This is a genomic window from Streptomyces sp. NPDC057616 (assembly GCF_042800575.1).
GTDB lineage: Bacteria > Actinomycetota > Actinomycetes > Streptomycetales > Streptomycetaceae > Streptomyces.
On sequence record NZ_JBHVGU010000010.1, the window covers coordinates 43,232 to 58,395 of the forward strand.

At 71.7% G+C, this 15,164-nt stretch carries 18 protein-coding genes; 10 read left to right on the plus strand and 8 right to left on the minus strand.

All coding sequences use genetic code 11. The features are described 5' to 3' along the window. Positions 1 to 136: 136 nt before the first annotated feature. A complete protein-coding gene (treS, locus tag ACFU97_RS14440; protein ID WP_384255464.1) occupies positions 137 to 2,353 on the minus strand; it encodes a maltose alpha-D-glucosyltransferase in 2,217 nt (738 codons plus the stop codon). Between the two features lie 174 nt (positions 2,354 to 2,527). On the opposite strand from treS, the gene ACFU97_RS14445 reads away from it, so the two are divergent. Beyond that, positions 2,528 to 3,154: a GntR family transcriptional regulator gene (locus ACFU97_RS14445; RefSeq protein ID WP_384255968.1), complete on the plus strand. Its 627-nt coding sequence runs from the start codon at positions 2,528 to 2,530 to the stop codon at positions 3,152 to 3,154. A gap of 31 nt (positions 3,155 to 3,185) precedes the next feature. Further along, positions 3,186 to 3,488, plus strand: coding sequence for a hypothetical protein (locus ACFU97_RS14450; RefSeq protein WP_384255467.1), 303 nt, complete (start codon positions 3,186 to 3,188; stop codon positions 3,486 to 3,488). 4 nt (positions 3,489 to 3,492) lie between these two features. On the opposite strand, the gene ACFU97_RS14455 is transcribed toward ACFU97_RS14450, so the two are convergent. Genes ACFU97_RS14455 through ACFU97_RS14465 form a run of 3 tightly spaced genes read right to left on the minus strand, consistent with a single transcriptional unit; the run spans position 3,493 to position 6,020 of the window. Beyond that, positions 3,493 to 3,831 carry a cupin domain-containing protein gene (locus ACFU97_RS14455; protein ID WP_384255469.1) on the minus strand — a complete coding sequence of 113 codons (339 nt, stop codon included), beginning with the start codon at positions 3,829 to 3,831 and terminating at the stop codon, positions 3,493 to 3,495. Then, positions 3,828 to 4,619 (minus strand): carbon-nitrogen hydrolase family protein, encoded by a 792-nt coding sequence (locus ACFU97_RS14460; RefSeq protein ID WP_384255471.1) that lies wholly within the window; start codon positions 4,617 to 4,619, stop codon positions 3,828 to 3,830. Before ACFU97_RS14460 ends, ACFU97_RS14455 begins: the two co-directional genes overlap by 4 nt. A 36-nt stretch (positions 4,620 to 4,655) precedes the next feature. After that, positions 4,656 to 6,020 (minus strand): MFS transporter, encoded by a 1,365-nt coding sequence (locus ACFU97_RS14465; RefSeq protein ID WP_384255474.1) that lies wholly within the window; start codon positions 6,018 to 6,020, stop codon positions 4,656 to 4,658. Between the two features lie 189 nt (positions 6,021 to 6,209). On the opposite strand from ACFU97_RS14465, the gene ACFU97_RS14470 reads away from it, so the two are divergent. Beyond that, positions 6,210 to 6,896, plus strand: a complete 687-nt coding sequence (locus ACFU97_RS14470) for a DUF2848 domain-containing protein (RefSeq protein WP_384255476.1) — start codon at positions 6,210 to 6,212, stop codon at positions 6,894 to 6,896. 111 nt (positions 6,897 to 7,007) lie between these two features. Here ACFU97_RS14470 and ACFU97_RS14475 read toward each other — a convergent pair whose 3' ends face one another. Beyond that, positions 7,008 to 7,763, minus strand: coding sequence for a helix-turn-helix domain-containing protein (locus ACFU97_RS14475; protein ID WP_384255479.1), 756 nt, complete (start codon positions 7,761 to 7,763; stop codon positions 7,008 to 7,010). Between the two features lie 252 nt (positions 7,764 to 8,015). On the opposite strand from ACFU97_RS14475, the gene ACFU97_RS14480 reads away from it, so the two are divergent. Together ACFU97_RS14480 and ACFU97_RS14485 are read left to right on the plus strand one after the other, a co-directional pair. Then, entirely contained in the window at positions 8,016 to 8,681 is a 666-nt protein-coding gene (locus ACFU97_RS14480) for a DUF4097 family beta strand repeat-containing protein (RefSeq protein WP_384255481.1), read from the plus strand. A 128-nt stretch (positions 8,682 to 8,809) separates the two neighbouring features. Beyond that, positions 8,810 to 9,637: an alpha/beta fold hydrolase gene (locus tag ACFU97_RS14485; protein WP_384255483.1), complete on the plus strand. Its 828-nt coding sequence runs from the start codon at positions 8,810 to 8,812 to the stop codon at positions 9,635 to 9,637. A gap of 76 nt (positions 9,638 to 9,713) precedes the next feature. Here the strand turns inward: ACFU97_RS14485 and ACFU97_RS14490 are convergent, their stop codons facing one another. After that, positions 9,714 to 10,163 carry a hypothetical protein gene (locus ACFU97_RS14490; protein ID WP_384255486.1) on the minus strand — a complete coding sequence of 150 codons (450 nt, stop codon included), beginning with the start codon at positions 10,161 to 10,163 and terminating at the stop codon, positions 9,714 to 9,716. A gap of 623 nt (positions 10,164 to 10,786) precedes the next feature. Here ACFU97_RS14490 and ACFU97_RS14495 point away from each other — a divergent pair. Together ACFU97_RS14495 and ACFU97_RS14500 are read left to right on the plus strand one after the other, a co-directional pair. Beyond that, on the plus strand, positions 10,787 to 12,019 hold the full coding sequence (locus ACFU97_RS14495; RefSeq protein ID WP_384255489.1) for a serine/threonine-protein kinase: 1,233 nt from the start codon (positions 10,787 to 10,789) through the stop codon (positions 12,017 to 12,019). A 99-nt stretch (positions 12,020 to 12,118) separates the two neighbouring features. Further along, positions 12,119 to 13,198 carry a MerR family transcriptional regulator gene (locus tag ACFU97_RS14500; protein WP_384255492.1) on the plus strand — a complete coding sequence of 360 codons (1,080 nt, stop codon included), beginning with the start codon at positions 12,119 to 12,121 and terminating at the stop codon, positions 13,196 to 13,198. A 94-nt stretch (positions 13,199 to 13,292) separates the two neighbouring features. Here the strand turns inward: ACFU97_RS14500 and ACFU97_RS14505 are convergent, their stop codons facing one another. Further along, on the minus strand, positions 13,293 to 13,700 hold the full coding sequence (locus ACFU97_RS14505) for an NUDIX domain-containing protein (protein ID WP_384255494.1): 408 nt from the start codon (positions 13,698 to 13,700) through the stop codon (positions 13,293 to 13,295). A gap of 37 nt (positions 13,701 to 13,737) precedes the next feature. On the opposite strand from ACFU97_RS14505, the gene ACFU97_RS14510 reads away from it, so the two are divergent. Both ACFU97_RS14510 and ACFU97_RS14515 read left to right on the plus strand, forming a co-directional pair. Next, a complete protein-coding gene (locus ACFU97_RS14510) occupies positions 13,738 to 13,902 on the plus strand; it encodes a histidine phosphatase family protein (RefSeq protein WP_384255970.1) in 165 nt (54 codons plus the stop codon). Between the two features lie 8 nt (positions 13,903 to 13,910). Then, complete coding sequence (locus tag ACFU97_RS14515) at positions 13,911 to 14,183, plus strand: histidine phosphatase family protein (protein ID WP_384255496.1); 273 nt, start codon at positions 13,911 to 13,913, stop codon at positions 14,181 to 14,183. Here the strand turns inward: ACFU97_RS14515 and ACFU97_RS14520 are convergent. Further along, complete coding sequence (locus ACFU97_RS14520) at positions 14,164 to 14,523, minus strand: antibiotic biosynthesis monooxygenase family protein (protein ID WP_384255498.1); 360 nt, start codon at positions 14,521 to 14,523, stop codon at positions 14,164 to 14,166. The two genes, ACFU97_RS14515 and ACFU97_RS14520, sit on opposite strands and share 20 nt — an antisense overlap. Positions 14,524 to 14,637: 114 nt before the next feature. Here ACFU97_RS14520 and ACFU97_RS14525 point away from each other — a divergent pair, with 114 nt between their 5' ends. Next, positions 14,638 to 15,159 (plus strand): pyridoxamine 5'-phosphate oxidase family protein, encoded by a 522-nt coding sequence (locus ACFU97_RS14525; RefSeq protein ID WP_384255501.1) that lies wholly within the window; start codon positions 14,638 to 14,640, stop codon positions 15,157 to 15,159. Positions 15,160 to 15,164: the final 5 nt, after the last annotated feature.

The window sequence follows — 15,164 nt, forward strand, 5'->3', positions numbered from 1 at the left end:
GGTGTCCCCCCCCCGCCCCAACTGGATAGAAATGGAGGAGCTGGGGGGTTTGCGAAAGACCGCCGAACACGCACTGCGGGGAGGGAAAAACGCGCCGCGAAACACGGCGCGTTCCCCCCTTCGTGCCGTTCCCGGCCTACTCCTCGAAGACGAGGCAGAAGCCGTCGTGGCCGGGCAGTTCGACGTTCAGGGCGTGCAGGTCGTCGACGACGCCGACCTCCGTGCCGGTGAGGGCGTCCCGGGCCCGCGCGCCCGGCCGGAAGTGTTCCGAGGCCACCGAGCCGGCGACCGGCGTCGAGCCGAAGTTGAGGACGGTCGCCTGGATCTGCCCGCTCTCGGGGATGCGGTGGACCATGACGAGCAGCGCCGGGTGCGGCACGGCCGGGATCTCCAGCTGGTCGGCGGTGGCGATCCCGGTCTCCTCGCGCACCTTCAGCAGGTGCTTCAGGCTGGACGCGAAGGAGTTGGGGTCCGCGAGCTGGGAGGGGAGGCTGCCGTAGAGGCTGTGGCCCTTCGGCATGCCGGAGCCGGACGCCGTCGCCTCGGGCCGGTAGTCCATGAGGTCGTAGGCGGCGCGGTGGATCCAGCGGGTGTCGCCGGTCGCGAGCAGGGCGCCCACCTGTTCGCGCGGCAGCGTCAGCATGCCGCACAGGTCCCAGCCGGAGAGCGAGAACACCCCGGGCTGAAGGGCGTTGAACATCGCCAGGAGCAGATGTGCCCTCCTGATCTCGCGTACGTCCTGGTTGGCGAGGCCGTCCAGCGACGTGTGCCCGAGCGCGGCGGCGATGACGCTGGCCGTGGTGGAGGCGATGCCGTTCGTGGTGAAGATGGCGTTGTAGGGCGCGTCGGGGCCGGTCAGCGTCTGCACCAGCTCGGCGCGGATGTGCTCGGCGAGCTGGCCGCCGGTGACGTCGACGCCGTGGTACGTGAAGTGGTCGTCCTTGTGCAGCGTGGCGAAGTGGACCAGCTCGTAGGTGAGTTCGTCGTGGTTCTGCAGCGCGTGGACGAGGCTGGCGGCCGCCACCCCGCTCTCCATCGCGATGCCCAGGGTGAGCCGCAGGAACTCGGTGTCCTGGGTGGCCAGTGCGTGGTGGTAGGCGGGCCGGTTGACGAAGTCGTACGACAGGTCGGCGCCGGCCTCGGAGGTGATCCGGATGTCGTCGACCGTCAGGTTGAGCTCCTGGAAGGTGAAGCCGCCGAGTTTGCGCACCATGCTGGCGATGAGCTGGTTGGCGGCCTCCGACAGCGGGTGCCCCTCCGACCAGGCCGGCAGGCCCTCCGCGCTCTTCTCCACGCCGAGGAAGCCGTTGGCGTCCAGGCGCAGCGCTCCCGAGCCGAGGTCGCCGATGGAGTGCAGGGCGTCGCCGATGACGAGCCGCATGCCGGCGAAGGTCGGGTCGAGCCAGTTGATGGAGGGCTGGCCGGCCTTGAAGTAGTGCAGGTAGACCCAGCGCCGTTCGATGCCGTCGGGTCCGAGGACGGGGGCCGTCGCGCTCCAGTTGGTGTCCTTGACGCCCGGGTCGTGGAAGATCACGCGTTGCAGGGCGCCGATGATGTAGCCGGCCTTCGCCAGCGCCTCCTCGGCCTCGGTGTCCAGGTTGGCCGAGTCGCGTCCGGGCGGCACGTCCGGCAGCAGGTGCCAGTCCTCCGGCTCGATCTGGACCATGTGGTAGATGCCGGGGTAGTCGCCCACGTTCATCTCGGCCAGCCGGAAGTCGGGCCCCTTGCCGGTGTGGCCGGGCACGATGTCGTCGATGATCGTGCCGCCGTGGTCGGCGGAGACCTGGCACATCCGCCGGAAGTCGTCCTCGGTGCCGAACGCGGCGTCTATGGCGGTGCTGATGCGGTCGAAGTGGCCGTCGACACTCGGGGTCGGGTCCCAGCCCGAGATGCCGCCCGCGCGCTTGACGGGCCCGGTGTGCACGGCCCGGATCCCGATGTCGGCGAAGGTGCGCCACAACTCGGGATCGGCCAGCGTGCCGAGGAAGCTCTCACCTGGGCGGGTGATGAGAGAGATCGGATACGCCGTGAACCACACCGGGGCGACGCTCACGGCGGACTTGGGATCGGGCCGGGCGAAGGGGTTCTGCCACATGCTGCCCTGGCCGGTGAGCTGGACGGAGAGGTCCCGGGCGTCCTGGAGCATCGAGTTGCGCAGCAGCCATGACACGTAGTCGGGGTTGGTGCCGACCGGCTCTCCGGTGCGCTCGTGCGGCCAGGGCTGTCCCTGCGGCCTCAGGCGCGCTCGGGGGCGCAGAGATCGCGGACGCGCCGGATAGAACTGTTCGGAGTAGGTGATCTCTGTGGGTCCGTGCTGACCCTGGTCGTCAGCCGTCGCCTGCTCGTCTGTCATGGATCGGCATCTCCCTGCTGTTTCAGCGCATATGAGACGGCTGCCCCGGAAGGGGCCAGGGATGCTCATCTGTACCCGCTCCAGCCCTCCGGCCGCGCTGTTCGAGCCGGTATTTCGAGAGCCGGTGCGTGGTAGCGTCCGTATACAAAGTGTATGCGAGAGCTGGGGGTTGCCGTGGCGTCCGGTCGGGAGAAGGCGTACGCGTATCTCAAGGACACGGTGCTGACGGATCCCGCGATGCAGGGGGCCTTCCTCTCGGAGCAGGACCTCGCCGACCGCATCGGGGTCTCGCGCACGCCCATCCGCGAGGCACTGCTGCAGCTCGCCGCCGAGGACCTGGTCGAGCTCGTGCCCAAGCGGGGCGCCCGGGTGGCGCCGCTGACCGGGCGGGAGATCCGTGAGCTGATGGAGCTGCGCGGCATCGTCGAGCGTTACGCCGCCGAGCAGCTGGTCGCCGCCGGACGGGCGCCGGTGGCGGAGCTGCAGGCACTGCTTGACCGGCAGCGCGAGCTCACCGGCGCCGAGGACGCCAAGGAGTTCATCGACGTGGACCACCGCTTCCACGCCGCGCTGGTCTCCGCCGTCGGCAACGCCCTCCTGGACCGCCACTACGACGGTCTGCGCAGCCGCCAGGTCCGCGCCGGAGTCGTCGCGCTCTTCAACCAGCAGGGCCGCCAGGACGCGGTGATGGAGGAGCACGAGGCGATCGTGGACGCCCTGGCGGCCGGCGACGCGCGCGCCGCGTGCGCGGCCATCGACCACCACCTGGAGTCGACCCTCAAGGTGCTGCTCGCGGGCTAGACCGAACCTCGCATCAAGAAAGGGGGGCAGCGTGCGGAAGATCTTCAGCACCTGGTGGGCGGGGCTCGCGTTCTGGCTGGCGGCCGGTCTACTGGCGTCGGCCGCGCTCACCTGCCTGGTCTCGCTGTTCCTCATCGGTCTGCCGCACGGCTGGGACACGGCGACGTCGTGGGCCGACGTCCGACTGCGCTTCTCGTGGATCGCCGTTTTCCTCCTCCCGGCCGCCGCGACCGTCCACCTCGTGCTCCGGCTCTGCACCCGGGACCGCGGCCGGGCGCCCGGGGCCGGCGCGGCCCGCCCCGGGTCCTCCCGGCGCGGGGGTCTGCACCGGTGATCGCTCAGGGGTAGGTGATCACCAGCATGGTGACGCCCTCTCGTGAGGCCCAGGGGCCGTGGGGCATGCCCGGTGGGCGGCAGGCGTACATGCCCGTGGTGAAGGTGCGGTCCAGGGTCAGGTCGTGCAGCGCGCCCTCGACGAGGTAGACCTCCTCCCAGAAGTCGTGGCGTGCCACACCGCCGGCCGACGTGTCGGTGCCGGGTGCCCAGCGGACGAGTGCGGTACGGCAGCCGCGCCCGGGGTCGTCGGCCAGGACGCGCTCCTCGACGCCGGGTCCGGCACCCGCCGGAGTGCGCCATGGCCCGTCGGGAAGGTGGAACTCCAGCTCGGGCTTGCTCATCGCCACACCTCCGGGCGCCGGTTGGCCAGGACGGACGTCTTCTGCCGGACGGCGGCGACCTCGTCGAGATCCAGGTCGGCCACGAGCAGTTCGGGCCCGTCGCCCAGGGCGTGCCGGACGGTCCCGTCGGGCCCGGCGACGAGGCTGTGCCCGATGCCCGTCGGCGCGGAACCCGGCTCGCCTCCCGGGTCGGCCTGGTCGACGGCGGCGACCCACACCGTGGCGTCCAGCGCACGCGCCCGCACCAGCAGCTCCCACTGTTCGAGCTTGCCGGGCCCGGCACCCCAGGACGCGGCCAGCAGCGTGCCGACGGCACCGGCGTCGGCCTGGGCCCGGAACAGCTCGGGGAAGCGGACGTCGTAGCAGGTCGCGAGGCCCAGCCGCACGCCGTCCACGTCGATCACCGTCGGGACCGACCCCGCCGCGACCGTGTCGGACTCACGGAAGCCGAAGGCGTCGTAGAGGTGGATCTTGTCGTACGACGCCTCGACGCCGGGTCCGGTGGCCAGCAGGGTGTTGGTGACCCGGCCGCCGGGTGCCGGGGTGAACATGCCGGCCACGACGACCGTGCCGGTGGCCTGCGCGATCTGCCGTACGCCGTCGGCCCACGGCCCGTCGAGGGGCTCGGCGAGCGGGGCGAGCGGCGTGCCGAAGCAGGCCATCGACGCCTCCGGGAAGACGACGACGCGGGCTCCGGCGTCCGCCGCGCGGCGTGTCCAGTCCTCCAGGAGCCGGAGGTTCTTGTCGGGGGCCGGGCCGGTGGTGAGCTGGCTCAGGGCGATCCGCATGATGCGGTTCCTCCTTCGGACTTCGGACGTTCGCGGTCAGTGGGAGCGGGTGGCGCCGGCCGTGGTCGGCGTCCCCGGCGCGGCTAGGGCGGTGTCCTCGTCGACGGCGGCCCCGGGGTCGCGCCCCAGGAAGATCCCGGCCAGGGAGACGGCCGAGGCGAGGGCGATGTACGCGGCCAGCGGCACCCAGGTGCCGTAGGCGCCGAGCAGGCTGGTGAACAGCAGCGGGGCGATCGCGCCGCCGATGATCCCGGCCAGCGTGTAGGCCAGGGAGGAACCGGTGTAGCGCAGCCGGGGCGAGAACTGCTCGGCGATGAAGGCGGCCTGCGGCCCGTACAGACAGCAGTGGATCACCAGGCCGACCACGACACCGGCGGCGAGCGGCAGCCAGCCGCCGCCGCCGATCATCGGGAAGAACAGGAAGGGCCACACGGCGGCGGCCACCGCGGCGCAGCCGGACAGCAGGCGGCGGTTGACGCGGTCGGAGAGCGCACCGGCGAGCGGCATCAGGAAGACCTGGAGCGTCGAGCCGATGAGGACGGCGGCGAGCGCGGAGCCGCGCGACATGCCGAGCTCGTTGGTGGCGTACGTCAGGACGAAGACGGTGAACATGGCGTACAGCACGTCGGGGCCGACGCGGCACAGGATCGCGGCGAGCAGGGCGCGGGGCTGGGTGGTGAAGACCTCGCGGATCGGCGCCTCGGGGCGGGAGTGCTCGGCCTCCATCGCCTTGAACACCGGAGTCTCCTCGAGCTTGGCCCGCACCCAGAGCCCGAAGGCGACCAGGACGCCGGAGAGCAGGAAGGCCACGCGCCAGCCCCACGACTCGAACTGCGCCTCGGTCAGCAGCGCGCCGAGGGCGGCGAGGACCCCGTTGGCGAGCAGGTTGCCGGCGGGCGGGCCGACCTGGGCGGCGGAGGCGTAGAAGCCGCGGCGGCGCGGGTCCCCGAACTCGCTGGACAGCAGGACGGCGCCGCCCCACTCGCCGCCGACGCCGACGCCCTGGGCGAAGCGCAGCACGACCAGGGCGATCGGAGCGGCCACACCCACCGTCGAGTAGGCGGGCAGGACACCGATCAGGAAGGTGGCCAGGCCGATGAGGACCAGCGTGGCCATCAGCACCTTCTTACGGCCGATGACATCGCCCAGGCGACCGAAGACGAATCCGCCGAGCGGGCGTGAGACATAGCCGACCGCGTAGGTGGAGAACGCCAGCAGCGTGCCCGTCAGCGGGTCCTCGGAAGGGAAGAACAGGTCGCCGAAGACCAGGGCGGCCGCCGCGGAGTAGACGGCGAAGTCGTACCACTCCAGTGCGGTTCCGGTCAGGCTCGCGACGAAGGCCCGGCGGACGCCGGAGTGCCGAGCGGACGCCTTCACGTCGTCCTGCGGGGTGCGGGGCATGGATCCCATCCTTGCTCTTGGACATCGACCTTCCGGCATACTTCTTGTATACAGGTCGTATGCGCAACCCCCGCGCGAGAAGTTAACCGTGGAGAAACGGGATCGCCCGTGGTCGCGTCATCGATCCCCGTGCCGATCCCCGCACCCATTCCTGTACCGATTCCTGTACCGATTCCCGGGAGTGCCCTCATGGCCGTGCTGACCTTCGAACTGCCCGACGGATCGACCCGCGAGGTCGACGTCGTCCAGGTCCTCAACGCCGGGTACGCCGGTCGCAGCCAGGAGGACGTCGCCGCGCACGTCGCTGAACTCGCCGAGCTGGGCGTGCCCGGCCCGTCCGTGACGCCGGCCCTCTACCCCGTCTCCCCCTACCTCGCCCAGCAGACCGACCGGGTCCAGGCCCAGCACGGGCGCACCTCGGGCGAGGCGGAGTGGGCGCTCGTCGTCGCGGACGGCGGGGAGCTGCTGCTGACGGCCGCCTGCGACCACACCGACCGCGACCTGGAGGTGCACGGCGTGGCCTGGAGCAAGAACGCCGGCCCGGACGTCCTCGCCCGCCGCGCCTGGCGGCTGGCCGACGTGGAGTCCCGCATCGACGAACTCACCCTGCGCGCCTGGGTGACCCACGGCGGCACGCGCACCGAGATCCAGCACGGCACTCTCGCCGAACTCCTCACCCCGGCCTACTGGGTCGACGTCCTGCGCTCCCGCGACGCCCTCACCCAGGGCACGGTCCTGATCTCGGGCACCATCCCCATGGCACCCGGCGTCGACCAGTTCGCCGACGGCTGGACCGTGGAGCTGGGCGACCCCGCCACCGGGGACACCATCCGCCTCGACTACGCCGTGCAGCCGATGCCGGTGCCGATCGGCTGAGACGACGACGGTGGACGGGAGGCCGTCCGCCCGTAGACGCTCTACGGGCGGCGGTCCATCCGCGACGGTCTACGGGAGGCCGTCCATCCGGGGCGGCCCAGGCGAGCCCGTCTACCCGCGGCCCGTGCTCGGCCCGGTGGTGTCGTCCGAGGGTGCCTCGGGCTTCGTATGGAGGACCTCGCGAGCCTGGTCCGCGGCGCGGGCGATGCTCTCGGAGACGAAGTCGACGAAGCGGGCGATGTTCTCCAGGCGGGTCGCGGCCGGGGTGCCGCGGCCGAGGACGCCGACGCCCTGCCGCGCGGTCTCGCCGAGCTGGGCGGTGCCGCGGGCGCTGGCCATCATGGACTGGTACCAGACGTCGTCGTCGACGACGTAGCGCTCGCGGCGCCGTTCGTCGCGCTCCCGGCGCACGAGACCCTGGCCCTCCAGGAACGCGACCGCCTTGGAGACGGACGCCGGGCTCACCTGGAGACGCTGGACGAGGTCGGCCGCGGTGAGGCTGCCCGCGTCGGTGGTGTAGAGGCTGGCCAGCACCCGGGCCATCATCTTGGGCGCGCCCGAGCCCATGAGCACGGTGGTGAGCATCTCCTCGTACTCCCGTACGGCCGCGGCGTCGCGCCCGTGCGCCTGCGGCGGCGCCTGGACACTTCTCGGCGCGGGCTGCTTGCGGCGGTGGGCGCGGCGTTCGGTGGCCCGGTGAGCGAGGTCGGCGCGGTAGGCGGTGGGGCCGCCGTTGCGCATGACCTCGCGCGTGACGGTCGACGTCGGGCGGTCGAGGCGCCGGGCGATCTCCGCGTAGGCGAGGCCGTCGGCCAGTCCCAGTGCGATCTGCTGACGTTCCTGCTGGGTGAGTCTGCCTCCCGGCATCCGGGGCTCCTTCGCGAGTCGTGACTGCCCGCGAGAATAGCGTTCACGCTCATCTCATTGCAACGACCGGTGGAGGGATTGTTGCGTTACCCGGGAGACCGTTGCAACGATTTTGCGGTCTTGACCTGCGTAAACATGCTCCTGACGCAACAACACTGTTCCCATAACCATGAATGCAACGTAGCGTTTCTCTCATCAGAAACGACGGGCCTCAGGGCCCGCGACACCGATGAACCGATGAAGGAGAGCACGATGCAGAAGTTCGACACCCTCGCCCCGATCACCGCCGTCCTGAACATCCCCGCCGGCCGCATCCAGTTCATCGCCGCGGACCGTGCCGACACCACGGTCGAGGTCCTGCCCGCCAACCCCTCGAAGAACCGCGACGTCCAGGCCGCCGAGCAGACCACCATCGACTACGCCGACGGCGTCCTGCGGATCGACGGCGCCGAGCCCGGCAAGCGGCTCTCCGGCTCCTCCGGTTCGCTGGAGATCACCGTCCAGCTGCCGGCCGGCTCCCGCGTCGAGGCCAAGGCCGCCAGCTCCGAGCTGCGCAGCGTCGGCCGGCTGGGCGACGTCACCTTCGAGGGCGCGTACCACCAGATCAAGATCGACGAGGCCGCGAGCATCCATCTCACCGCGACCGACGGCGACGTGGAGGTCGGCCGGCTGAGCGGTCCCGCGGACATCAGCACCGCACGGGGCGACATCCGGATCACCGAGGCCGTGCGCGGCACGGTCGTCCTGCGGACCCGGTCCGGGGACATCTCGGTCGGCGCCGCCACCGGCGTCTCGGCCGCCCTGGACGCCGACACCGCCTACGGCCGCGTCAGCAACTCCCTGAAGAACGACGGCTCCACCGGACTCGAGATCCGCGCCACCACCTCCCGGGGCGACATCACCGCCCGCAGCCTCTGACCGAGCGCAACGGGGCGGCCCGGCCGGGCCGCCCCCGGGCCCCGCTCCTCCGGAGCAGGCTCACCGGAACAACCCGCACACGACATCGACAAGCCGTGCAACACACCGAACACGACCAAGGAAACGACATGACGAAGCACACCTCCTCCTCGACCGGCTCGCAGTGGACCGGCATGGTGCCGGTCGACGACACGGCCCTCGCCGTCACCGACACCGGCGGCCACGGCACCCCCGTGATCTACCTCAACGGCCAGTTCGCCACGCAGGGCTACTGGCGACGCGTCATCGCCGAACTGGGCACAGGATGGCGGCACATCACCTACGACGAACGAGCCCGCGGCAGGAAGTCGGGGCGCTCGGCGGACTACTCGTTCGAGGCGGCGGTCCGCGACGTCGACGCCGTTCTCGCGGCCCGCGGGGTCGACCGGGCCCTGGTGGTGGGCTGGTCGTACGGGGCGTTCGTCGGAGCGCACTGGACCGCCCGCAACCCGGAGCGCGCCCTGGGCACGGTCCTGGTCGACGGCGCCTTCCCCTACGACTGGCTGGACGACGCCATGGAGCGGCGCATCCGGAAGCAGTTCCGGCAGTGGAACGCGTTCATGCCGCTGCTGCGCCCGACGGGTCTGACTCCGCGGATGACCGCCGACCAGATGGCGGACTGCAACATCGAGCTCGGCCGGCTCTCCCGCGAGAGCGAGCTGGCGCCCGTGCTGGACGGCATCACCGTCCCGGTGCGCTACGTGGTCGCTTCGGGGACCTCGCTGGGCAGCCGCGGCGACGAGCAGGAGCGGATCCGCACCAGCCTCGACGCCGTGACCGCCCGCAACCCGCACATCAAGGTGAGCGCGAAGGTCGCCAGCAATCACGGCGCACTGCTGAAGAAGGACGCCCCGGCGATCGCGACGGCCGTACGCGAGGTCGCCCCACTGGGCGGAACCGACGCGCGGGACGCGTGACGGTCTCATGGGAGTGGGGCGCTCGCGGCCTGCCGCGGGGCGGGGCGTCATCCTCTCCGTCGCGAAGCGGTCCGGCTCAGGTCTGGCACTGCTTCGTGGCCGCGGGAGACCAACCGCTCCAGGCGGCGCCGTCGGCCCGGGCGTGCACCCGGATTTCCACCTTCACCGGGGCGCACACCCGGGTCGTGCTGCCCACCTCGACGGGACCGATCTCCTGGCCCGCCCCGACGTAGGACCGACCGCTGCCCACCTTCGCCCACGAACCGCCGTCGGGACGCGCGAAGGCCTCGTACGCGACATTCAGTCCTCTGGGACCGGTGTTGCGTGCCTTGATGTACGCCGTCATCTCCCGTGAGGGGAAGGCGCCCACCGAGCCCCGCTGGGCACTGATGCAGCCGTTGACGGCCACCCGGCCGGTGGACACGCTGCCGCCGCAGGCGACGCCCACCGCATGAGCGTCGCCCGGGAGCGACAGCATGGTGAGCGCGGCCGCGCCCAGAGCCGTTCCGATACGCCTCAACTGCAACGCCCTGATCCTCTCATCGAGTTCATCTCCGACGAAGAGACCATGGCTCGTCCCGCGGCGCCCTATGCGAGGCCGGCGAATCCTCACTCGTACGGACGCGGTCGGGGCCACCGGCAAAGAGCCGACCGCCGGAGCAATCGGCGGGGGGCCGGAGCCGGGGCCCGAACTCAAGGGGCACCCGCGGCTCCGGCCCGTGTCCTCCGGCCCGGTTCGAGGGGGGACTCGACGGCCGGCAGGACCTCCCGCGCGAGGCCCCGGGGGGACGGGTCCCACGCGCTGCGGTCTCCGTCGGCGCCGACTCGGACGGTGACCGCGGACGTCCGCATACCCCAATTCCCCTGCCCCATGCCCCGGTTCACGACCGGTGCGCGCACGGGCGGAGACCGGCGTAGGACCCGCCGGAGACTTCCTCCGGATATCCCATACGGGCCGGGGTACCCGCCGCACAGCACGACCCAAGGTCGAGCAGGTCGAGTCCGGTACGCGGCGACAGCAACGGAGCGCAGATGAACGTCCGCCGATCAACAGCCCTCCCGGCTCCCGGGCCGACGGCAGAGGATGCGCAGTCCGCTCAAGTCCTCTCCGGGCGCTACCGGTTGGGCGTCAGGATCGGCTCCGGCGGCATGGCCGACGTCTACGAAGCGATCGACACGCGCCTCCGGCGGCCCGTGGCCGTCAAGGTCTTCCGGCCGGGCTCCGACCCGGACACCGAGGACCGTCTCGCCGCGGAGGCCGTCCTGCTCGCCCGCCTGGAACACCCCGGACTGGTCGGCGTCTACGACTCCGGGTGCCACGACGACCGAACGTACCTGGTCATGCGACTGATCGACGGCCCCACGTTGCGCGGCCTGCTCACGGGCGGCCCGCTGCCCGAGCGGCGCGTGGCCGAGCTGGGCTCCGCCCTCGCGCAGGCGCTCGCCCACGTCCACCGGGCCGGCATCGTGCACCGCGACATCAAACCCTCGAACGTCCTGCTCGATCCGGGCGGCGACCCGCACCTGGCCGATTTCGGCATCGCGCGCCTGGCGAACGCCACACGCCGGACGGAGCCGGACGCCCTCACCGGCACGGCCGCCTATCTGGCGCCGGAGCAGGTCGAGGGACGGCATGTCGGACCGCCCACGGACGTCTACGCTCTCGGCCTGGTCCTGCTGGAGTGCCTGAAAGGGGAACTGGAGTACCAGGGAACGCCGTTGGAGGCGGCCATAGCCCGCCTGCACCGCCCGCCCGCGTTCCCCGCCTGGCTCGCCCCCGGCCTGGCGGATCTGCTGCAGGCCATGACCGCCCGGGATCCCGAGGCGCGCCCGCACGCGGAGCAGTGCGCGAGGGCCCTCGACTCCCTGAGCCTGACGGGTGGGAGCGAGGACGTACGGACACGGCCGATGGCCGTCGCCCGGCCCAGCCTTCCGCAACGCCCCCGGCACCACCGCCGCCTGGCCCTGGGCACCGCTCTGGCAGCCCTCTCCGTCGCCCTGGGCACGACCCTCACCGTCGCCGCGAGCACGGGTGATCACCGCGACGACCACGCCGACGCGACGTTCTCCGCCATCCATCCGCCCGACGGCACGGCGACGCCCGAAAGCGGCCGCGACGCCGCTGCCTCCCCCGGATCCCGCCGCGCGTCCACCCCGGGGGCCGACACGGACCCTGCCCTCACGAACGCCAACGTGGCGAACGCGGCAGCCCCGACGCACCAGGGATCGGCGGGGCAGCCCGGCGGCGACTCCCGCGGCCCGGCTGCACACCAGCCCAGGGGCAGGAACAATCCGCATGCCACGACGCACGGCCCCGCGAAGCAGCGCGACGTCACCTCGCCCGCCCGGACCGGCCACCCGCACGGGCGACTTCGCCCGTGACGGCGTACGGGAGGTAGTGAGTCCCAAGGGCGTCGCCGCCGGGTGCCGCTTGACCCTCGACCTTGTGCAGGGCCCAGAGTTCCCGGTGTGGAGAGCGAAATGCGCAGCATTGGTGAGATGGGCCGGGACAGCGGGCTGGGCGTGAGCGCCCTCAGGTTCTACGACCGTACCGGTGTGCTGGTACCGGCCCGGGTGGACCCGGTGAGCGGTTATCGCTGGTACAGCCAGGCCCAGCTCGCGGAGGCGCGGCTGCTGGCCCGGCTGCGGCGGGCCGGCATGTCGCTGGCGGACATCCGCCTCGTCCTGGCCGGCTGGTCCGGTGCGGACAGGAACCTGGTGAACGAACTGCTGCAGGCGCACCTGCGCCGTCTCGAACGCGACCTGGCCGATGCGCGCGCCGAGTTCTCCACGCTCCAGGAACAACTCGCGCGTAGGGAGAACGCCTTGACCACTCAACCCACCACCGCTCGACTGACCGCCTCGGCCGCGGAGTTGGCGGCCGCGCTGGACGCCGTGCGTTTCGCGGTCAGTGCCGATCCGGAGCTGCCGATGCTGGGGGGCGTCCTGTTCGACGTCGAAGGTGAGGCGCTGCGCGTCGTGGCCACCGACCGGTACCGGATGGCTGTCGCGTACGCAGGTGTCCGTGGCCATGACGGACCGGCCGTGCGGGTCATCGTGCCCGCCCCGCTCGCCGACGCGATGCGAGCGCTGCTGACCGGCGAGGAGTCCGCACGGCTCGCCGTCGACGGTGACCGGGTCACGCTGGAGACGGGGGACGGACAGGCGGCGGGCCGGCGGCTCGACCACGACTTCCCCGACTACCGTCGCCTCGTCCGGCTGCCGGCCGGGCGCCGTGCTGTCGTCGACGCGGCGGACTTCCGGAAGACGGTCGAGGACGGTCCCGTCCGCGCGAGCGAAGTGCGCCATCAGGACGAGGAGCCGTACGACCTCACGGTGTTGAGGGTGGTGGACGACGGCACCGTGGCCGTCTGTGCCGACGGCGACGACGACCCGGACCAGGTGGCCGTCAACCGCGCGTTCCTGCTGGACGCGCTGGCCGCCGGAGGCCGGGAGCGCCTGATCCTCGAGTTCGGCGTCCCGACGGCCCCCGTCGCGATCCGCCGTCCCGACGACGAGGAGTCGTTCTCGCTGCTGATGCCGGTACGCCTGGACCACTGACCGCGCCGCGGGGCCGGGCGGGCGCGGTGGTGTCGCCCAGTGGCGGCACGGGTCTTACCGCTGACTTCGGGAGGTCGGTGGCTCATCAAAGGGATCAGGAAAGCCGCCCGTCCTCGTGAAGCGCGTCGAAGACCATCGCGTCCACGGCCGAGACCCGGTCCCTGTCGGCGTAGCCGAACCACGCCTTCTCGGCGATCTCGCGCGACGGAGTCAACTCACCGCGGTGGTCCGCCGTATAACAGATCATCCGGAAGGGGCCGTGCTCCGGATGTCCCTCGCCGATCTCGAAGGTGCCGAAGCGCACCATGGAGTCGGGGTCGATCGCCGTCCGAAGTTCCTCGTCGATCTCGCGCACCAGGGTCTCGGCGTCGGACTCGCCCGGCTCGCGATGACCGCCCGGGAAGTAGAAACGGTCTCTGCCGTGGCTCCGCGTCACCAATACCCGGTCGTCCCGGACCAGGACCCACGCCACCTTTTCCGGCACGCCCTTGCCATTCGCCATGGCCTGGCAACCTATCGCCCGGATCGCGTGCGCCTCCATGGGTGAGCTGGTCGTGATCCGGCACGGGCGGACCGAGTGGAGCCTGTCGGGCCGGTACGCCGGGCGGACCGACGTCGGGCTGACCGGCGCGGGTGAATCCGCGGCCAGGGCTCTTGCCCCGAGGCCGGCCGGCCGCCGGCCGCTGTGTTCGGCAGCCCGCTGAGCCGGGCCATGCGGACGGCCGAGCAGATCCGGGAGTCCCGGCCGGGCTGGGACCTGTGGCGAGACGGCGTCGTTCCCGGCGACGCCGAGCATCCCGGCGAGCAGCCGGCGCAGGTGGCCGCGCGGACGGATGCGGTACTGGACCGCATCCGTCCGTTGCTGAGCGACGGCGATGTCGCCGTCGCCGCGCACGGCCACCTGTCCCGCGTGCTCGCCGTGCGTCTGCGCCTGGAACGTTTCGTAGCACAGGGGGCTTGGTCAGTCAGGTGCGCGCTCGCGTGAAACCGTGGCTTCGCTCCACCTTCGCCACATGCAGCGTGTAGCTCTCGTACCACTCGGCCCGGCCGCGCTTCTGCGCCGCGCGGTGCTCTGCGTTGCTGCGCCACTGGGTGAGGGCCTCGGCGTCGCGGAAGTACCCCACGGTGATGCCCAGCCCGCCAGGCGTCTGCGCGTGGTCCATCCCCAGGAACCCGGGGATGTCCTTCACCAGTTCCTCCATCCGTGCGTTGGTCTCGCCGTAGCCGCTCTGGTCCTGGGTCCGCACCGTGGTGAAGACGGCAACGTAGTAGGGAGGGTCGTAGGCCTCGACGGGCGCGACAGGTGCTTCCGGGTGATCGCTCATGGCGTCAACGTAGGGCGGGGTGCACCCGGTGCTCCAGTGTTGTTCCGGTGCCACCTCGAAGACCGATGAGTTTCCGAGCGCCGTCCGGTCACCACTGTGATCCAAGGAGATGCCATGTCGGACCATGAGCCGGATGTCGTGCTGGGAGCCTTCTCGTCGCCGGGCGCGCGAGCGACGCCGTGGGCGTCGGCGCTGGCCGTCCTCGGTGAGGCCGAGGTGTTCTGGCTGTCCACGGTGCGGCCCGACGGGCGGCCGCACGTGACGCCGTTGCTGGCGGCCTGGAGTCTGGGCGGCCTGTGCTTCACCACAGGCGGCCAGGAGCGCAAGGCGCGGAATCTTGAGCGCAATCCCCGTTGCGTGCTGACGACCGGCACGAACGCGCTGACCGGTATGGACGTCGTCATCGAGGGCGTCGCGTCCCTGGTAGGTGAGCGTGCCGAGCGCGAAGAGGCCGTCGCGGACTTCGAGCGGAAGTACGGCCCGCATCTGACCAGCCCCGAGGGTGTCTGGTACCGGCTGGGCGAGGCCGTCGTCGCCGGGGACGTCCGGCTGTACCGCGTCGCGCCGACGGTCGGATTCGCCTTCGGCAAACTGCCGGCCTCCAGCCAGACCCGCTACACCTGGCCGGACCGGTGACGCCG

Excerpts from the sequence above, each read along its gene's own strand:
- treS (WP_384255464.1), bottom strand. The coding sequence starts at position 2,353 with ATGACAGACGAGCAGGCGACGGCTGACGACCAGGGTCAGCACGGACCC.
- ACFU97_RS14455 (WP_384255469.1), bottom strand. The coding sequence starts at position 3,831 with ATGAGCAAGCCCGAGCTGGAGTTCCACCTTCCCGACGGGCCATGGCGC.
- ACFU97_RS14460 (WP_384255471.1), bottom strand. The coding sequence starts at position 4,619 with ATGCGGATCGCCCTGAGCCAGCTCACCACCGGCCCGGCCCCCGACAAG.
- ACFU97_RS14465 (WP_384255474.1), bottom strand. The coding sequence starts at position 6,020 with ATGCCCCGCACCCCGCAGGACGACGTGAAGGCGTCCGCTCGGCACTCC.
- ACFU97_RS14470 (WP_384255476.1), top strand. The coding sequence starts at position 6,210 with ATGGCCGTGCTGACCTTCGAACTGCCCGACGGATCGACCCGCGAGGTC.
- ACFU97_RS14475 (WP_384255479.1), bottom strand. The coding sequence starts at position 7,763 with ATGCCGGGAGGCAGACTCACCCAGCAGGAACGTCAGCAGATCGCACTG.
- ACFU97_RS14480 (WP_384255481.1), top strand. The coding sequence starts at position 8,016 with ATGCAGAAGTTCGACACCCTCGCCCCGATCACCGCCGTCCTGAACATC.
- ACFU97_RS14485 (WP_384255483.1), top strand. The coding sequence starts at position 8,810 with ATGACGAAGCACACCTCCTCCTCGACCGGCTCGCAGTGGACCGGCATG.
- ACFU97_RS14495 (WP_384255489.1), top strand. The coding sequence starts at position 10,787 with ATGGCCGACGTCTACGAAGCGATCGACACGCGCCTCCGGCGGCCCGTG.
- ACFU97_RS14500 (WP_384255492.1), top strand. The coding sequence starts at position 12,119 with ATGCGCAGCATTGGTGAGATGGGCCGGGACAGCGGGCTGGGCGTGAGC.
- ACFU97_RS14505 (WP_384255494.1), bottom strand. The coding sequence starts at position 13,700 with ATGGCGAATGGCAAGGGCGTGCCGGAAAAGGTGGCGTGGGTCCTGGTC.
- ACFU97_RS14510 (WP_384255970.1), top strand. The coding sequence starts at position 13,738 with ATGGGTGAGCTGGTCGTGATCCGGCACGGGCGGACCGAGTGGAGCCTG.
- ACFU97_RS14515 (WP_384255496.1), top strand. The coding sequence starts at position 13,911 with ATGCGGACGGCCGAGCAGATCCGGGAGTCCCGGCCGGGCTGGGACCTG.
- ACFU97_RS14520 (WP_384255498.1), bottom strand. The coding sequence starts at position 14,523 with ATGAGCGATCACCCGGAAGCACCTGTCGCGCCCGTCGAGGCCTACGAC.
- ACFU97_RS14525 (WP_384255501.1), top strand. The coding sequence starts at position 14,638 with ATGTCGGACCATGAGCCGGATGTCGTGCTGGGAGCCTTCTCGTCGCCG.